Origin of the sequence: Umezawaea sp. (genome assembly GCF_036375055.1) — a bacterium.
Classification (GTDB): domain Bacteria; phylum Actinomycetota; class Actinomycetes; order Mycobacteriales; family Pseudonocardiaceae; genus Umezawaea.
The window spans coordinates 1-17,575 of sequence record NZ_DASUSQ010000027.1 but is presented as its reverse complement, the minus strand read 5'-3'; the positions used below and the strand labels follow the sequence as shown (position 1 = coordinate 17,575).

The 17,575-nt window shown below is 71.4% G+C and carries 11 protein-coding genes; 5 read left to right on the top strand and 6 right to left on the bottom strand.

The features are described 5' to 3' along the window. The first annotated feature begins 302 nt into the window (after nt 1-302). On the top strand, nt 303-2,798 hold the full coding sequence (locus tag VFZ92_RS08815) for a M12 family metallo-peptidase (RefSeq protein WP_330875324.1): 2,496 nt from the start codon (nt 303-305) through the stop codon (nt 2,796-2,798). Nucleotides 2,799-2,879: 81 nt separating this feature from the next. On the opposite strand, the gene VFZ92_RS08810 is transcribed toward VFZ92_RS08815, so the two are convergent. From VFZ92_RS08810 to VFZ92_RS08785, 6 genes are all read right to left on the bottom strand, one after another. Then, nucleotides 2,880-4,196: a glycoside hydrolase family 6 protein gene (locus tag VFZ92_RS08810; RefSeq protein WP_330875323.1), complete on the bottom strand. Its 1,317-nt coding sequence runs from the start codon at nt 4,194-4,196 to the stop codon at nt 2,880-2,882. Nucleotides 4,197-4,263: 67 nt separating this feature from the next. Continuing rightward, nucleotides 4,264-5,556, bottom strand: coding sequence for a cellulose binding domain-containing protein (locus tag VFZ92_RS08805; protein ID WP_330875322.1), 1,293 nt, complete (start codon nt 5,554-5,556; stop codon nt 4,264-4,266). Nucleotides 5,557-5,575: 19 nt separating this feature from the next. Next, nucleotides 5,576-7,222 carry a glycoside hydrolase 43 family protein gene (locus VFZ92_RS08800; protein ID WP_330875321.1) on the bottom strand — a complete coding sequence of 549 codons (1,647 nt, stop codon included), beginning with the start codon at nt 7,220-7,222 and terminating at the stop codon, nt 5,576-5,578. A 21-nt stretch (nt 7,223-7,243) separates the two neighbouring features. After that, nucleotides 7,244-8,872, bottom strand: a complete 1,629-nt coding sequence (locus VFZ92_RS08795) for a glycoside hydrolase family 27 protein (RefSeq protein ID WP_330875320.1) — start codon at nt 8,870-8,872, stop codon at nt 7,244-7,246. Nucleotides 8,873-9,133: 261 nt separating this feature from the next. Further along, nucleotides 9,134-10,237 (bottom strand): LacI family DNA-binding transcriptional regulator, encoded by a 1,104-nt coding sequence (locus VFZ92_RS08790; RefSeq protein WP_330875319.1) that lies wholly within the window; start codon nt 10,235-10,237, stop codon nt 9,134-9,136. A 210-nt stretch (nt 10,238-10,447) separates the two neighbouring features. After that, on the bottom strand, nt 10,448-11,221 hold the full coding sequence (locus VFZ92_RS08785) for a FadR/GntR family transcriptional regulator (protein ID WP_330875318.1): 774 nt from the start codon (nt 11,219-11,221) through the stop codon (nt 10,448-10,450). Between the two features lie 696 nt (nt 11,222-11,917). Between VFZ92_RS08785 and VFZ92_RS08780 the strand changes: the two genes are divergently transcribed. Genes VFZ92_RS08780 through VFZ92_RS08765 form a run of 4 tightly spaced genes read left to right on the top strand, consistent with a single transcriptional unit; the run spans nt 11,918 to nt 17,556 of the window. Then, entirely contained in the window at nt 11,918-13,279 is a 1,362-nt protein-coding gene (locus tag VFZ92_RS08780; RefSeq protein ID WP_330875317.1) for an endo-1,4-beta-xylanase, read from the top strand. Continuing rightward, on the top strand, nt 13,276-14,661 hold the full coding sequence (locus tag VFZ92_RS08775) for a glycoside hydrolase family 43 protein (protein WP_330875316.1): 1,386 nt from the start codon (nt 13,276-13,278) through the stop codon (nt 14,659-14,661). The genes VFZ92_RS08780 and VFZ92_RS08775 overlap by 4 nt, the downstream gene beginning before the upstream one ends. 44 nt (nt 14,662-14,705) lie before the next feature. After that, nucleotides 14,706-16,250: a non-reducing end alpha-L-arabinofuranosidase family hydrolase gene (locus VFZ92_RS08770; RefSeq protein ID WP_330875315.1), complete on the top strand. Its 1,545-nt coding sequence runs from the start codon at nt 14,706-14,708 to the stop codon at nt 16,248-16,250. Between the two features lie 43 nt (nt 16,251-16,293). Beyond that, on the top strand, nt 16,294-17,556 hold the full coding sequence (locus VFZ92_RS08765) for a cellulose-binding domain-containing protein (RefSeq protein ID WP_330875314.1): 1,263 nt from the start codon (nt 16,294-16,296) through the stop codon (nt 17,554-17,556). Nucleotides 17,557-17,575 lie beyond the last annotated feature (19 nt).

Below are 17,575 nucleotides of genomic sequence, written 5' to 3'. Positions count from 1 at the left end.
CACAACCGTGCCCGAGGAAGCGCCGAGAGGGCCGGGGCACCGACCCGCGCACCCCGAAAGTACTTTCGTAACCCGCTGAACAGAGGCAACAAGGGGGTCGCGCGCACCGAGAGGACGCCGTGCCACGAGGGTTGGACCGAACCGGGTGGAGGTCCGCGCTCGACCCGACCGGACCGACCGCGACAGAGGTCTGTTAGCGCGAACATGGCGGGTGCGGCAACTCGATACTTTCGACGCTTCTCGCGCAAGAAATGGATCGGCAGGATGTGGGTCGACCTCGCCCCCTTCGAGAGGAGACCCCCGTGGCAGCACCTCCCACGACCCGCCGCGCCCTGGCACTGGTGGTGATCGCCGTCGCGGCGGGCGCGTCGGTGATCACCAACGGGTCGGCCGCCGCGGCGGACAACCCGTGGACCAGGGCCGACAGCGGGGTCGTCGCGTCGCGCTCGGCCCAGCCGGGAGACGTCCGGGCGGAGGGGTTCGCGGGGTTCACCCTCGACCGGCCCGCCATGGCCGCCGCCCTGGCGGGGGCCGACACCCGCGAGGTCCTGCTGCCGACGCCCGCGGGCACGTTCGAGCGGTTCGCGCTCGTCGACACCCCGGTCATGGAGCCGGGGCTGGCCGCCCGGCACCCGGAGATCAGGACCTTCGCGGGCCGGAGCCTGGACGACCCGACGGCGACGCTCCGCGCGGACCTGACCCCGCTGGGCTTCCACGCCTCCGTGCGCTCCCAGCGCGGGCAGTGGTTCGTCGACCCCTACAGCCACCGCGACCAGGGTCTGTACGCCAGCTACTTCGGCCACGACCTCGCGCCCGCCGCGCCGCTGGAGGAAGGCGGTGTCGAGTACGCGACGACGCCGTTCCGGCCCGCGACGGCGGCCCCGAGCCCCGTCGTGCGGCTGCGCACCTACCGGCTGGCGATCATCTCGGACCCGTCGTACGCCCGGTACTTCGGCGTGGAGAACGTGATCGCGGCCAAGGCCGCCCTGGTGAACCGGGTGGCGCAGGTCTACGAGGACGAGCACGCGATCCGGCTGCTGCTGGCCGACGGCAGCGACCGGACGAACCTCAGCACCGACGCGGAGGCGACCGGTCCGAACGGGCCGTGCGGCGCGGCGCCGTGCTTCGAACCGTCCGAACTGGAGGGTTGCGTGACCGGGACCCTCGGTCGCGCCGCGACGGTGCTGGGCCAGCTCATCGGCGCGGGCGGCTACGACGTCGGGCACGTCGTGCTGGGCGTCCGGGGCGGCGGAGCCGGGGTACCGGGCGTGGGCGGGCCCGACAAGGCCGCGGGGTGCACGGGCATCACCACACCGACCGGCGACCACTTCGCCGTGGACTACGTGGCGCACGAGATCGGGCACCAGTTCGGCGCGGAGCACACGTTCAACGGCGACCAGTGGGGCTGCGGCACCGGCCAGCGCCGGGCGGAGTCCTCCTACGAGCCGGGCAGCGGCTCGTCGATCATGGCGTACGCGGGCATCTGCCAGCAGGACAACCTCCAGCGGCACAGCGACCCGTACTTCTCGCACCGCAGCCGCGTGGAGGTCGCCGCCTTCACCACGTCGACCAGGTGGGACGCGACCGAGGTGCAGAACGTGTCCCTGCGGGACTTCGACGACGGCGACTCGTTCACGCTGACCCACGACGGCCGCAGGTCGGACCCCGTCACCCGCGCAGGCTACGGCCAGGAGGCGATCAGGGCGGCGGTCGAGTCGATCCTGCCCGAGGGCGCGCGGGTCGAGGTCGCGGGCTTCGGGGACAACGTGAACCGGCCGACCCCGTTCGACACCACCGGTTTCCAGGTCACGTTCCGGGGAGCACTGGAGGGGACCGACGTCGCCGCGCTGGGCATCGACGTCACGGGGGCGACCGGGCACGTCGGCGAGACGGTCAGGGGTGGCCCGCAGGGCAACCAGGGCCACGTCCGGGACACCCGCAACCACGCGCCCGTCGTGACCGTCCCCGCTCGGCACACGATCCCGGCGCGCACGCCGTTCTCGTTGACCGGCAGGGCCTCCGACCCCGACGGCGACCCGGTGACCTACCTGTGGGAGCAGGACGACCCCGGTGGCGAGACCGGAACCCCGTTGGTGGACAACGCGAAGACCGACGGGCCGCTGTTCCGCGTGTTCGGCACGGCCGCGGTCGTCAGCGACGAGGACGCGCTGGAGTACCGCTCCCCCGGCCAGAACAGCGCGACCACCGACCCGACGAGGGTCTTCCCCGACCTCGCGCAGGTCGCCGCGGGCAACACCAACGCCGTGACGGGCCGGTGCCCGACCGCCCCGCCGCCCCCGGCGCCGGAGACCGGTGGCGGCACGAACGTGCCCGCCGACGTCGTCGACTGCTACTCGGAGTTCCTGCCCACCGCGGACTGGGTGGGCGTGGACGGCTCGCGCACCCTGCACTTCAGACTCACCGCCCGCGACGGCAGGCCGGGCGGCGGCGGGATCGGGACGGCCGACACCGCACTGGTGGTCGCGCCGGACGCGGGCCCGTTCCTGGTGACCTCGCACGCCTCCACCTCCTCCCACCGGGGTGGCTCGCGGCAGCCGGTCACCTGGGACGTGGCCGGGACGACCGCGGCCCCGGTCGGCACGACCGCCGTGCGGATCACCTTCTCCACCGACGGCGGACGGACCTTCCCGCACGTGCTCACCCACCGGACGCGCAACGACGGGTCGGAGACCGTGACGCTGCCGAGGGTCGCCACCACCAAGGGCCGGATCAGGGTCGAGGCGCTCGGCAACGTCTTCTTCGACCTCAACGACGCCGACCTCACCGTCACCGGCTGACCGGCTCCCCGACGGCGCCGACGGGTGCGGTCGGCGGTTCCCCGTCCCGGCGAGGGTCGGGACGGGGAACCGGTCGAGGGGTCACGAGCACGCGGTGCCGTTCAGCGTCGCCGCGCTGAACGGCGGCGTTCCCCCGCCGTGGTTCGCGTTGTACCCGACGGTCGCCTGACCACCGGACGCGAGCGCGCCGTTCCACGACGCGTTCTCGACCCGGACCACGTCCCCGGTGTCGGTCCACGTCCCGTTCCACCCCTGCGTGACGGTCACGCCCGGCGCGGAGAACGAGAGCGTCCACCCGGTGATCGACGGTCCCCGGTTCGTGATGACGACCTCGCCGGAGTACCCGCCGGACCACTGGCTGACCACCCGGTGGGCGACCGTGCAGCCGCCACCGGGGTTGTTCCCGGTCGTCGTGGTCGTGGTCGTCGTCGTGGGACCCGCCGCCACCGCCAGGTCGTACGCGCGCTGCGGCACGAACTGGCCCGCCGGGGCGATGCAGCCGTCCGCCTCGCCCGGCAGCTTGACCCACAGGAAGGCGTCGATCCTGGAGTCACCGGTGTTCGTCGTGCTGGGCGTGCCGATCGCGCGACCCGCCGGGTCGCACCACTCCTCGCCCAGCGGACCGTTGCCGTTGCGGCTCGTGTCCACCACCGCCTTGAGCCTGCCGTCGCCGACCGCGCCCAGCACGGCCTTGGCGTAGGCGACCTCGTCGGCGGTGGTGCGGTAGTTGGACACGTTGGTGGAGATGCCGTCGGCGCTGCCGGAGACGTCCGCCGAACGCAACCTGGCAGCGGCCTCCGACGGGCTCAGCCAGGCGGAGTTGCCGATGTCCAGGTACACCTTGGCCTGCGAGGAACCGGACTTGAGCTTCCGGCCCGCGTAGGAGAGCGACGCCTTCGTCTGGTTCTGCTGGTCCGCGTTCTGGCAGTTGCTCATGATCGGCAGCACGTCGGGTTCGAGCACGATCGCCGCCGGTCGGCCCGCCAGTCCCGCCGCGACCTCGTCCACCCAGGCCCGGTAGGCCGAGTGGGAGGGCGCGCCACCGCCGCTGGCCCCGCCGCAGTCGCGGTTGGGGATGTTGTAGACGACCAGGATCGGGATCTTCCCCGCCGAGGCCGCCGCCCCCACGAAGGAGCTGATCTCCGAGCGGATCGCCGAGGTGTTGGTGGTGGTGAACCACCGCGCCTGCGGCACCGACGCGATCCGGTCGCGGATGACCGGCGCCCGCGAGTCGCCGGGGTTGGCGGCGACCCACTTCGCGCTGGAGCTGGACGGGTCGACGTAGAACGCCGAGTCCGCCGCGCCGACGGCCGTGCCGCCGACCGCCAGTGCCGCGACCGAGGCCAGGAGCGCGCTGGAGAGCGCGCCCGCCGCGGCGACCTGCCTTCTCCGCATCATCGGGTGTCCTTTCGGGGATGGGCGAGGACGTGGACCCGGCAGGGGACCTCGGCTTCGGGGTGGATCGTCAGGCGGTCGTGCAGGTCGCGCCGTTGAGCGTGAAGGAGGTCGGTTCGCCCGCGTCGCCGGAGTGGGTCGCCTGGAAGCCGATGCCGACCGACGCGTTCGGCGCCACCTCCGCGTTGTAGGAGGCGTTCCTCGCGGTCACCTGACCGGACGTCGGCGAGTAGGAGGCGTTCCAGCCGGAGGTGATCGTCTGGCCGCTCGGCAGCGTGAACACCAGCGACCAGCCCGAGTACGGCGACGTGCCGGTGTTGGTGATGGTGATCTCCGAGGTCAGGCCGCCCGCCCAGGAGTTGACCGAGTAGGCGACCCGGCACTGCGACGCTCCCGGAACGGTCGTCGTCGTGGTGGTCGTCGTCGTGGTCGTCGTGGTCGGCGGGGTGCCCTGGAACTGGGAGAAGAACTTCCACACCTCGCCCTTGGTCCAGGTCCGGACGCCGCTCTCGCAGTTGCAGCCGTCCACCGCGCCCGGCAGGTGCCCGCCGTCGAACGCGGCCCACACCACCGGGTAGCCTGCCCGGCAGCCCGAGTACGCGGTGGTGATGTGGGTCAGGCTGCCCGCGGCGGGTTCGCGCGGGTTCTGGGCCGTGCAGCCGTTGTTCCGCACGAACCGGTCGCGCAGCGCCCGGCCCTGCGAGATGTTCAGCACCGAGTCGCTGATGCCGTGGATGCCGAGGTAGGCCACGGGCTGCGACCCGCCGTCGCAGCCGCTGAGCTGCGCGCCGGAGAACACCGCCACGGCGCGGAAGACGGAGGACCGACCGCAGGCGAGGGCGTAGCTCATGCCGCCGCCGTAGCTGAACCCCGTCGCGAACCGCTGCGTGGTGTCGACGCAGAGGGCGGCGTCGATCCGGCCGACCATGGCGTCGACGAAGGCGACGTCCTCGCCGCCGTTGTTGGGCCACGCGTTGTCGATGCCCTGCGGCGCCACGAGGATGGCGCTGTTGTCGGACTGCTCCTGCTGCCCGTAGTAGGCCCACGGCGTGCCGCTGGTCCCGCCGGAGGCGACGTCGTTGGCCGTGCCGCCCCACCAGTGGAAGGCGAAGATCACCCGGTACTGACGGGCGCTGTCGTAGTTCGCGGGGACCCGCAGGATGAAGGTCCGGTTCTTGCCGCCGCTCTGGAGCGTGTGCGTGCCGCTCGCCAGACCGGGGGCCTTGCCGCACCCGGCCGTGGCCGCGGTGGCGCCGACCGCGGCGCTCGCCCCGGTGTCGGCGAGGGTTCCGGTCGCGGCCAACCCGGCCGCGGCCAGCACCAGCGACACCGCGGCCGCCCACAGGGATTTCTTCCTCGTCATCGGGGAGCTCCTTCCGTTCCTAGGGCGTCGACAGTTCGAAGCGCTGGACGGTGACGGTGCCGCCGAGGGCCTGGGTGGCGTGGTTGAAGACGCCGAAGCGGTAGCCCATGAAGAACTGCCAGGCGTTGTTGAGGGTGAAGCCGGGGCCGAGCGGGGTGAAGTTCACGCCGTCGGTGCTGTAGGAGAACCTGGCCTGCCTGCCGGAGCCGGGGCGGATGTCGGCGTTGGCGCGCAACCAGACCCGTGTGCCGGGCAGGTCGGCGCTCGCCACCTCCGTGCCCGTTCCGGTGGTCCGCCAGCTGGAGTCCATCGTCAGGCCGTTGACCATGACGACCCGGTTGCGCCCGTTGTCGCGCTTGACGCCGATCCACGCCGACGAGTCGCGCAGCACCGCCAGACCGGTGCGGTCGCCGTCGCGCACCGCCGAGAGGTCGAGGGCGACGGTGGCGGTGGAGGTCGGGCCCTGGATGCGGTGGGTCAGGGTGTTGCGGGCGGAGTAGAGGTCGTTGGTGACGGTCGCGGTGGACAGGCGCAGGCCGTTGCCGACGCTGTACCTGCTCGTGTCGGGGTTGTGGTTCCACTCCCACTGGGGGCCCAGCGCGGAGCCGGTGAAGGTGTCCACGCCGATCATCGGTTTCACCTGCCGGGGAGGGGCGGGCAGGTTCGGCACCGGGTAGGTCGCGCCCCAGCCGCCGTTGACGGTGGTGATGCGCGGCCAGCCGTCCGAGGTCCAGGTGATCGGCGCGAGCACCGGCACGCGTCCGCCGGGGTAGGCGTCGACGAAGGCCAGGTAGTACCAGTCGCCGTTCTGCGTCTGCACCAGGCCGCCCTGGTGCGGCACGCCGCCGCCGGGGATGGGCGTCGGCATGTTCAGCAGCACCTGCTGCACGGTGTAGGGGCCGAACGGGCTGGACGCCTTGAGGACGTACTGGCCGTTGGCCGGTCTGGTCAGCCAGATGTAGTAGCTGCCGCCGCGCTTGTAGAACCGCGCGCCCTCCAGGGTGCCGATGTTCGACGGCGTCTGGAACACCTGCTGCGACCGGACCTCGGACTTCCCGTCCGCCGAGAGCTGGGCGACGCTGATGGTCGTGTTGCCGTAGGCGACGTACATCGTGTCGTTGTCGTCGACCAGCATCCCCGCGTCGTAGTAGCACTTGTCGATCGTGGTGTGGCGGGACCACTGCCCGTCCACGGCGGTCGCGGTGTAGATGTGGGTCTTGGCGAAGTCGACGCAGCCGCCCCAGTAGAACGTCCTGTTGCTCTTGCGGTGGCTGAGGAACGACGCCCAGATCCCGTTGACGTAGGCGCGCGACCCGCTCAGGTCGTACTTCGAGCCGAAGTCCAGCCTGGGCACCGAGTGGCCCGCGAACTCCCAGTTGACCAGGTCGTAGGAGCGCAGCACCGGCGCGCCCGGCGAGTAGTGCATCGTGGACGCGGAGTAGTAGTAGGTGTCGTCCACGCGGATGATGTCGATGTCCGCGAAGTCCTGCCACAGCACGGGGTTCGTGAACGTCGAGGCCCTCGGTCCCGTGGCGCACGCGGGGGACGCGGTGCGGGACGCCGAGCAGTCGGGTGAGGCCTGCGCGGGTGGGATCGCGGTGATCCCACCGCCCACCAGGGCCACGACCGCGACCAGTCCCAGCGTCCACTGGCGTTGACGAGACATCTGCCGTCCTTCCGACGATCGCTAGACGCGGGTCCACCGCTGGTTGGCCTGGCCGTTGCACGTCCACAGGACCAGCCGCGACCCGTTGGCGGTGGCGGCCTGCTCGACGTCGAGGCACAGGCCCGCGCGGGTGTTGCGCAGGGAGCCGTCGGAGCCGAGGGTCCACCTCTGGTTGTCCTGGCCGTTGCAGGACCACGTGATCACCCGCGTGCCGTTGGTGGTGCCCTGGTCGTAGGCGTCGAGGCACCGGTCGCCGAACACCCGGACCTCACCGCCCGCCCACGTCGTCCAGAGCTGGTTCGCCGCGGTGTGGCAGTCCCAGATGAGCGTGGCCGCGCCCGCGGCGGTGGAGGCGTTGTCGACGTCCACGCACCGGTTCGACCCGACGCCGCGCAGGCGCGAGGTCGTGTTCGCCAGCGGGCTGCCGCCGGACACCCGGAACGCGCTCACGCCGTGCGCGGGGACGCTCGCCGAGATCGTGCCGGACGTGCTGGACGTGCCGCCCGTCCACAGGTCGAGCAGGGTGAACGCGCTGCCGCCCAGGCCGATCTGCGCGGCGGTCGTGGAGATCGTCGCGGTGGAGCCGCCCCGGTTGAACAGGCCGACGGCGACCGATCCGTCGGACAGGGGCTTGGCGAACACCTCGGTGGCGCCGTCGTCGCGGACCCGTCGACCGCCCGCGCCGAGCGGGTCCTGGTTCACCGCGAGCAGGCGGGGGTTGCGCAGGACCTGGCTGATGTCGGCGGACATGGTGCGGATGTCGTTGCCCGCCATGAGGGGTGCGGCCAGCAGCGCCCACAGCGCGAAGTGCGACCGCGACTCGGTGAGCGTCAGGCCGGGGCGGCCGACGACGAGCATGTCCGGGTCGTTCCAGTGGCCGGGCCCCGACTGGGCGGCCAGCGGAGCCGTCACGTCCAGGACGTTGCCGACGCCCATCGGGTAGCTGTTGGTGTTGCCGTTCTGCCAGATGTCGAGCAGGTCCTCGGTGGTGCGCCACAGGTCCGCGACCTGGCCCCAGTCGTACTTGTCGCCGGTGATGGCGTGGAAGCTGTTGGGGTTGATGCTGTAGACGATCGGGCGGCCGGTCGCGCGCAGGGCGTCGCGCATGATCGAGAAGCGGGCGACCTGCTCGTCCCGCGTGCCCGCCGACGAGCACCAGTCGTACTTCACGTAGTCGACGCCCCAGGAGGCGAACGACCGGGCGTCCTGGACCTCGTGCCCCTTGCTGCCGGTCGAGCCGGGGTGCGCGCCCGTGCCCTGGGCGCAGGTGCGCTCGTTCGGCACCTGGTAGATGCCGAACTTCAGGCCGCGGGCGTGGATGTAGTCGCCCAGCGCCTTCATGCCGGACGCGAACTTGGTCGGGTGGGCCCGGAGGTTGCCCGCCGAGTCGCGCTGGGGGTCGAACCAGCAGTCGTCCACGACGACGTACTGGTAGCCGGCGTCGCGCATCCCCGAGGACACCATCGCGTCCGCTGCCTGGCGCACCTGCGCCTCGGTGACGCCGCAGCCGAAGCTGTTCCAGCTGTTCCACCCCAGCGGCGGGGTCAGGGCGGGGCTGCCGGGGGCGGCGGCCGACGGTTGGGGAAGAGCGGTGAGGAGTGCGGCCACCACCGCGGCGATCACGAGGTGAACCGTTCTTCTGCGCGGCACGGGCGTCTCCTTCCGGGCACGGCGGGGACACCGCGGACGCCGGGGACGTCCGCGGTGCTCACCCCCGTGGTTCAGCGGGTGGAGTGGGTCGTGGTGGACGCCGCGACGGGATCACGAGCGCGACCGCGCTCGGATGGGGCAGGGGTCGTCACGGCGGCCCTGATGAGCAATCTATCGACGCCCGGCGGAAGGCGTCAAAGCTAAATGTGAGCGTTCACTTTAGCTACCTTCGTTTCAGGCCAGCAAGACCTGCTGTAACGATCATGAGAGGTGTGAACGTGCGCAGTCCCGATGACCGAGGTGGACCAGCGGGGCGGTCACCGCCTTCACCGAGCCGCCCGTCCGGACCGGCATCGGAACGCGGTGGACCGCGGCGGTCTCCGCGAGCCGACCACGCCGCTCGGCCGCGGCGAACAGGACCTCGACGGCCGTGGCGCCGAGCCGGTGGTGCGGGAGCACGACGGTCGTCAGCCGAGGGCGCAGCCACGAGGCGATCGGGTGGTCGTCGAACGACATCACGGCCACGTCGTCCGGTACGGACAGGGCGGCGTCCGCGAGAGCCTGGTAGGCCCCGAAGGCCAGGCGGTCGTTGAAGCAGAGCAGGGCCGAGGGCCTGCCGCGGCGCAGCAGCTCGCGGGTGGCGTCGTAGCCGTTGTCGGGGCTCCAGTCCCCGCACGGGCGACCGCCCGCCACGGTGACGCCCGCGCGGGCGAACACCTCGTGGATGCCGACGAGCCGCTCCACGGCGGCGATGCTGCGCGCGGGCACCCGGTGCAGTTCGGGACCAGCGCCGATCAGGTGGATGCCCTCGCGGTGCCCGGCCTCGACGAGCACGCGGGCCGCGGCCCGACCGGCCTGCACCTCGTCGGGCAGCACCGACGGCAGCGACGAACGGCCGACCGGCAGGGCGTTCAGGAGCACGGCGGGGCCGTCCTCCAACCCCTTGGGCACGATCACCCGTCTGGTGAACATGCTCGCGAACACGATGCCGTCGACCCGGTGGTCGCGCATGGCCTCGACCAGCGACCGCTCGACCTCGGGGTCACCGCCGCTCTCGCCGGTGAAGAGCACGCACCCGCGCCCACCGGCCGCCTCCGCCGCACCCCGCACCATGTCGCCCGCCAGCAGGGACGACACGACGAAGTCGGTGATCAGACCGACGGTCCGCGTGCGCGCCCCGCGCGGGCCGTCGGCGACCGCGTGGCGCCGGTACCCCAACTCCTGGGCGGCATCCCGCACCCGGCGCTCCGCGGCGTGCGAGATGCGCAGGGCCCTGCCCCTGCCGGTCAACACCAGTGACGCGGTCGTGGGGGAAACACCACTCGCCTTGGCCACGTCGGCCAGCGTCACGCGCTGTCGTCCCACCGCACATCCTCCGTCTCGACGGCGATCAAACCGAATCAACGGACATAGGCACCCGGCAGGACACCCGTTGAGAAACCTGATGTTAACACCGACCGGCCCGCGGGAAACGGCGCCGAATCACCGTTCACACGTCTGCCAATAAAACGTTTCACATAGCCGGGTCATTTCCCCTCGGCCCGCGCCACCCATTCGTCGAGCCCAACGGCGGTTTCAGCGCTGCAACCGGCCGGGATCCCCGGCGGCGGCCCGGCGCACGAGCCACGCCTCGGTGATGTGGGTGAACATGGCCCCGGCGGCGCCCACCCCGTCACCCGCGGCGATGCGCTCGTAGACGCGGCGGTGCCCCCGGTTGGACGCCTCGCACAGGTCGCGCCCGCTCACGCCCACGTAGCCCGCCTCGGTGGCGACCTGGCTCTCCAGCGCGCGGATCACGCCGCGGGCGATGCGGTTGCCCGACGCCCGCATGACCGTGTCGTGGAAGGCCCGGTCCTGCTCCCGGTAGGCCACGGGGTCGTGGACGAGGCCGTCCATCCGGTCCACCAGCGCCCGCAGCTGGTCGAGGGTGGCGCCGTCGGCCGTCCGCGCGGCGACCTGCGCCATGTCGGACTCCAGCAGCCGCCGCGTCACGACGAGGTCGTCCAGGATCGCCAGGCTCTCGTCCTCGGCGATGGTGGCGGCGAGGACCATCTCGTCGAGCATGTTCCAGGCCACGACCGGGTTGACCGTCGTCCCGGCCCCCTGCCGCACCTGGACCAGGCCCTTCTCCTGGAGGACCTTCACCGCCTCCCGGACCACGGTCCGGCTCACCGAGAACATCCCGCACAGGACGGGCTCGGGGGGCAGGGCGGTCCCCGGCGGGTGGACGCCCCGGACGACGCGCTCCACGAGCTCGGCCGTGACCGCCTTCGCCAGGTTGTTCGGCCGACGGGCCCACGCGGGACCCGCGGGCACGGCCGCGGTCGGCTCGGAACCGGTCGTCGTCATCGTCCCTCCGGGTGAACTGGCCAGCTCACCCACTATGGCACGCGGTCACGATGCGTCACGCCGTTGACGGCAGACGTCATACGAGTTAACTTTCGTTTCGTTCGGCTCCCGCGCCCGGCCGCCGTCCTCGACGATGAGGATGAGCGGCGGTTGGAGCACGGAACCGAACACCGAGTGCCGTTTTCCCCTTTACGCGGGTAACGACCGGTTTCACTCCGCGAGTGCCGAGATCGGACCACCGAACGCCTTTCCGCGGCGTGGTGGATCCCCAGACTCCGGCGACACCGGGAAAGGCCTCCCGTGGCGCTGGAACACCTCCGCCGCGCAATTCCGCACACCAGCACGTCGCTTTCCGCGCCCTTGTCCCTGACCCCCGGCCGGCGACGGGACCGCGAGGTACGCCGCCGCGGCCCCCACCGTGCGACGACGACACCGCCCCGAGGCGGCGTCGGAGCTAAATTGTTAGCGCTCACTCGGACGACATCGCGTCTCTTTAGGCCGATCAAGTGGCGTTGGTCAATGCGGCAATCCACTGCCTTGTGAACGCAAACATCCACTGCCACACTGCTCAACGCCCCGTCTCGACGCGGGAGTCACGGCGTCGGGCCCGGACACCTCCGCGGACCTCGCGCGCGGTCCGACCATCCAGCCCATCACCGCCCGGACGCTCCGGGCGGTCTTCGGAAAGCGTGGACGATGAACCTGACATCGAGGTCAGTGTCTCGAACCGCGATCGTGTCGACGGTCCTGGCGGCCTCGCTCGGCGCGACGCTGATCGTCACCACCTCCGCGAGCGCGGCGACGACCCTCGGGGCCGCCGCCGCCCAGACCGGCCGCTACTACGGCACGGCCGTGGCGGCGGGCAAGCTCGGCGACTCGACCTACGTGAACATCCTCAACCGGGAGTTCTCCATGGTCACCGCCGAGAACGAGATGAAGTGGGACGCCACCGAGCCCAACCGCGGCCAGTTCAACTACACCAACGGCGACCGCATCCTCAACCAGGCGCTGTCCAACGGCAAGCGGGTGCGCGGCCACGCGCTGCTGTGGCACCAGCAGCAGCCGGGCTGGGCGCGGGGGCTCAGCGGGTCGGACCTCCGCTCCGCGGCGATCAACCACGTCACGCAGGTCGCGAGCCACTACCGGGGCAAGATCTACGCCTGGGACGTGGTGAACGAGGCGTTCGCCGACGGCGGCTCCGGCGGTCGTCGCGACTCGAACCTCCAGCGCACCGGCAACGACTGGATCGAGGCGGCGTTCCGCGCCGCCCGCGCGGCCGACCCGAACGCCAAGCTCTGCTACAACGACTACAACACCGACGGCATCAACGCGAAGTCCACCGGCGTCTACACGATGGTCCGCGACTTCAAGGCCCGCGGCGTGCCGATCGACTGCGTCGGGTTGCAGTCCCACCTCACCAACGGCCCGCCCGGTGACTACCAGGCCAACATCCAGCGCTTCGCCGACCTCGGCGTGGACGTGCAGATCACCGAGCTGGACATCGCGGGATCCAGCCAGGCCAACGGTTTCTCGTCGGTGACCAGGGCGTGCATGGCCGTGGCCCGCTGCACCGGCATCACCGTGTGGGGCATCCGCGACACCGATTCCTGGCGCACGGGCGAGAACCCGCTGCTGTTCGACGGCTCCGGCAACAAGAAGGCCGCCTACACCTCGACCCTCAACGCGCTCAACGCGGGCGGGACGACCGTTCCGGGTGGCCCCACGACCACACCACCCGATCCCGGTTCCGGCAGCTGCACCGCGTCGGTGTCGCTCAACCCCTGGACCGGCGGCTTCGTCGCCACCGTGACGGTCACCGCGGGGTCCTCGGCCCTGACCGGCTGGAGGGTGACCACCGCGCTGCCGTCCGGCACGACGGTCACGGGGTCCTGGAGCGCGGTCGGCAGCGGTACCACCGGCACGGTCACCTGGACCAACGTCGACTACAACGGCGCCGTCGCCGCCGGGCGGTCCACCGAGTTCGGCTTCCAGGGCAGCGGTAGCGCCGAGGGGCTCTCCCCGACCTGCACCGCCGCGGCCGCACGGGAGGCGCGATGACCTCGTCACCGTCGAGGTCCACCAGCCGCGTCGCCGCACTGCTCGGACTCGCGCTCCTCGCGAGCGGGTTCGCCGCCGTCACCCCCGCCAGGGCGGACAACCCGATCGTGCAGCACGTCTACACCGCCGACCCGGCACCGCTGGTGCACAACGGCCGCGTGTACCTCTACACCGGGCACGACGAGGACGGCTCCACCTACTTCACCATGAAGGACTGGCGGGTCTGGTCGTCGGCCGACATGGTGAACTGGACCGACCACGGCTCCCCCATGAGCGTGGGCACGTTCAGCTGGGCCAGCAAGGACGCCTGGGCGGGCCAGGCCGTCGAGCGGAACGGCAGGTTCTACTGGTACGTCCCGGTGGTCAACCGGGCCACCGGCCGCATGGCGATCGGCGTGGGTGTGGCGGACAGCCCCACCGGCCCGTTCCGCGACGCCATCGGCCGCCCGCTGGTGGAGAACGGCGAGATCGACCCGACCGTGATGATCGACGACGACGGCCAGGCGTACCTGTACTGGGGCAACCCGAACCTCTGGTACGTGAAGCTCAACAGCGACATGGTCTCCTACTCCGGCAGCGCCACGAAGATCCCGCTCACGACCGCGGGCTTCGGCACCCGCACCGGTGACCCGAACCGGCCCACCCTCTACGAGGAGGGGCCGTGGGTCTACCGGCGCAACGGCGTGTACTACAACGTCTTCGCGGCCAGGTGCTGCTCGGAGTTCATCGCCTACTCCACCGCCCCGAGCCCGACCGGGCCGTGGACCTACCGGGGCACCGTCATGCCGACCCAGGGCAGCAGCTTCACCAACCACGCGGGGATCGTCGACTACAAGGGCTCCTCGTACTTCTTCTACCACAACGGCGCGCTGCCCGGCGGGGGCGGCTACACGCGGTCCGTCGCCGTCGAGAGGTTCACCTACGGGGCCGACGGCTCCATCCCGACGATGTCCATGACCACCGCGGGCCCGCCGCCCGCCGACACCCTCGACCCCTACGCCCGCCAGGAGGCCGAGACCATGGCGTGGGGCTCGGGCATCGAGACCGAGGTGTCCTCCGAGGGCGGCATGAACGTCGGCTACGTCGACAACGGCGACCACCTCAAGGTCCGCAACGTCGCCTTCGGCGCCGGCGCGGCGTCGTTCAGCGCACGCGTGTCCTCGACGGTGTCCGGTGCCGCCGTGGAGGTCCGCACCGACGGTCCCAACGGGACGGTGGTCGGCCGCTGCACCGTCCCCAACACCGGCGGCTGGCAGGCGTGGACCACGGTGTCCTGCCCCGTCAGCGGCCTGTCCGGCACCCGCGACCTGTACCTGCGGTTCAGCGGCGGCAGCGGCTACCTGCTCAACGTCAACTGGTGGCAGTTCACCAGGACGACCTAGTGGTGGGCCACCGTCCACCCACCTCGACGAAGGGGAGCACGTTCGTGACCAGAACAGGGACCACCGGCCCGCGGACCAGCGGGCGGAACCTCGCCGGTCTCGCCGCCGCCGTCGTCACCGTGCTGCTCAGCGGCCTGGTGACGGCGCTCGCGGCGACACCCGCCTCGGCGGCGACCGTCGACACCACCGCGTGGTACGTGCTGGTCAACCGCACGAGCGGCAAGGCGCTGGACGTCTACAACCTCGCCACCGACGACGGCGCCCGCATCACCCAGTGGACCCGCAACGACGGCAACCAGCAGCAGTGGCAGTTCGCCGACTCCGGCGGCGGCTACTACCGGCTCAAGTCCCGCCACTCCGGCAAGGTCCTCGACGTGCACAACTTCTCCACCGCCGACGGCGGGGCGATCGTGCAGTGGGCCGACGGCGGCGGCACCAACCAGCAGTTCCGCCTCGCCGACTCCGCCGACGGCCACGTGCGCCTGCTCAACCGCAACAGCGGCAAGGCCGTCGAGGTCCAGGGCGGTGCCACCACCGACGGCGCGAACGTCGTGCAGTACACCGACTGGGGCGGCGCCAACCAGCAGTGGCAGCTCGTCCGCGTCGGCTCCGGCGAGCAGCCCGGCACCGGCCTGCCGTCCTCGTTCCGCTGGAGTTCCAGCGGGGTGCTGGCCGGGCCGAAGTCCGACGCGAGCCACAACATCGTGTCCATCAAGGACTACACGGTGGTGCGGTACAACAACCAGTGGCAGGTCTACGCCACCACCGCCAGCCGTTCGGGCGGCTGGAACCTGGTGCACTTCGCGTTCTCCGACTGGTCGCAGGCCGCGAGCGCCACCCACACGTTCCTCGACACCGCCTCGGGCGTGGGGACCGGCTACCGGGCGGCGCCGCACCTGTTCTACTTCGCGCCGCAGAACCTCTGGTACCTGGTCTACCAGACCGGCCTGCCGAGCTACTCGACCAGCACCGATCCCAGCAACCCCCGGTCGTGGTCCACGCCGCGCAACTTCATGTCCGCCGAGCCCGACATCGTCCGGCAGAACAAGGGCAACGGGAACTGGCTGGACTTCTGGGTCATCTGCGACTCGGCGAACTGCCACCTGTTCTCCAGCGACGACAACGGTCACATCTACCGCGCCCAGACCAGCGTCGCGAACTTCCCCAACGGGTTCGGCGGCACGGTCATCACCCTCCAGGACTCCAACCGCAACAACCTGTTCGAGGGCTCCGCGGTCTACAAGGTCGACGGCCGCAACCAGTACCTGCTGCTCCAGGAGGCCATCGGATCGACCGGCCGCTACTACAGGTCCTTCACCTCCAGCCGCGTCGAGGGGCCGTGGACCGCGCACGCGGCGAGCGAGTCCAACCCGTTCGCCCGCACCAGCAACACCACCTTCCCCGGCGGCCAGTGGACCAGGGACATCAGCCACGGCGAGCTGATCCGCTCCGGCAACGACCAGACGCTGCCGATCAGCCCCTGCAAGCTCCAGTTCCTCTACCAGGGCCTCGATCCGAACGCGGGCGGCGAGTACAGCCAGCTCCCGTACCGCATGGGCCTGCTGACCCAGACCAACTCGCCCTGCTGACCGGTTCGGTGCCCCCGAACCCCCATCCCGACGAGGAGGATCGATGACCGCGCCCAGGACCGACACCCGCGCACGGCGCACGGCCGCGGCAGGTGTCGTCGTGGCACTGACCGCCGCCGCGGCGGCCGTGCTCGGATCCCAGCCCGCCTCCGCCGCCGCGGGCTGCCGGGTCGACTACACCATCGGATCGCAGTGGCCGGGCGGGTTCGGCGCGACCGCGGTCGTGACGAACCTCGGCGACCGGATCAGCGGCTGGCGGCTGTCCTGGACGTTCGCCGGGGACGAGCGCGTCACGCAGTCGTGGAACGGGACGCACACCCAGTCCGGCGGCCGGGTGACCGCGGTCAACGCGGCGTGGAACGGCGACCTCGCCACCGGTGCCGCGGTCTCGTTCGGCTTCAACGCCACGTCCAGCACCAGCCCGGCCACGCCGGCGGCGTTCACGCTCAACGACGTGGTGTGCACCGGCTCGACCACACCCACGACCACCACGACGACGACCACGACCACCACGACACCGGCGCCGGGACGTTCCCTGGTGGACAACGACTTCCCGGTCACCCGCGAGGGCGCGTACGGCGACAACCGCTTCACGGTCTTCCGCCCGTCGAACCCGCAGGCCGTCGACCGACCGCTGCCCGTGCTGGCGTTCGGCAACGGCGCGTGCGCGCACACCAACAACAGCGAGGTCACGAGGGCGCTGACGGTCGTCGCGTCGAAGGGCTTCCTCGTGGTGGACATCGGGTCGGTGAACGGGTCGGCCAACGGCCTGCCCAGCGGCTCGCCCATCCCGTCGCTGCTGACCGACGCGATCACCTGGGCCGAACGGGAGCAGCAGCGCTCCGGGTCCCCGCTGGCGCAGCGGCTCGACCTGACGAGGGTGGCGACCGCGGGCCACTCGTGCGGCGGCCTGGAGGCCCTCGTCGCCGCCCAGGACCGCCGGGTGTCCGGGGTGGTCTCGCTGAACAGCGGCTTCTTCGCCGACGGCTCGTTCGGCTACCCCCGCTCCGAACTCGCCAAATTGCACACACCGGCGCTGTTCATGGACGGCGGGTCCTCCGACGTCGCCTACGCCAACAACCAGGCGAACTACGACCTGGCCACCGTGCCCGCCGTGCTGGCCAGGCAACCGCGGGCCGGGCACGGCGGGTTCATCTCCGGCAACGAGGTGGTCGACGGCATGACGACAGTCGTGCAGTTCCTGGACATGGTGCTCTACGGCAACCAGGCGGCGCGGACCTACATCCTCGACCCGTCGGGACTCGCCTCCCGGAGCCCGTGGACGGTGGCGAAGAAGAACTTCTGACGCCTCGTCGGGGGGGTCG

Bases quoted from the DNA above. Each gene is read 5' to 3' on its own strand.
- VFZ92_RS08780 (WP_330875317.1), top strand. From the start codon at position 11,918: ATGAACCTGACATCGAGGTCAGTGTCTCGAACCGCGATCGTGTCGACG.
- VFZ92_RS08805 (WP_330875322.1), bottom strand. From the start codon at position 5,556: ATGACGAGGAAGAAATCCCTGTGGGCGGCCGCGGTGTCGCTGGTGCTG.
- VFZ92_RS08765 (WP_330875314.1), top strand. From the start codon at position 16,294: ATGACCGCGCCCAGGACCGACACCCGCGCACGGCGCACGGCCGCGGCA.
- VFZ92_RS08785 (WP_330875318.1), bottom strand. From the start codon at position 11,221: ATGACGACGACCGGTTCCGAGCCGACCGCGGCCGTGCCCGCGGGTCCC.
- VFZ92_RS08800 (WP_330875321.1), bottom strand. From the start codon at position 7,222: ATGTCTCGTCAACGCCAGTGGACGCTGGGACTGGTCGCGGTCGTGGCC.
- VFZ92_RS08775 (WP_330875316.1), top strand. From the start codon at position 13,276: ATGACCTCGTCACCGTCGAGGTCCACCAGCCGCGTCGCCGCACTGCTC.
- VFZ92_RS08810 (WP_330875323.1), bottom strand. From the start codon at position 4,196: ATGATGCGGAGAAGGCAGGTCGCCGCGGCGGGCGCGCTCTCCAGCGCG.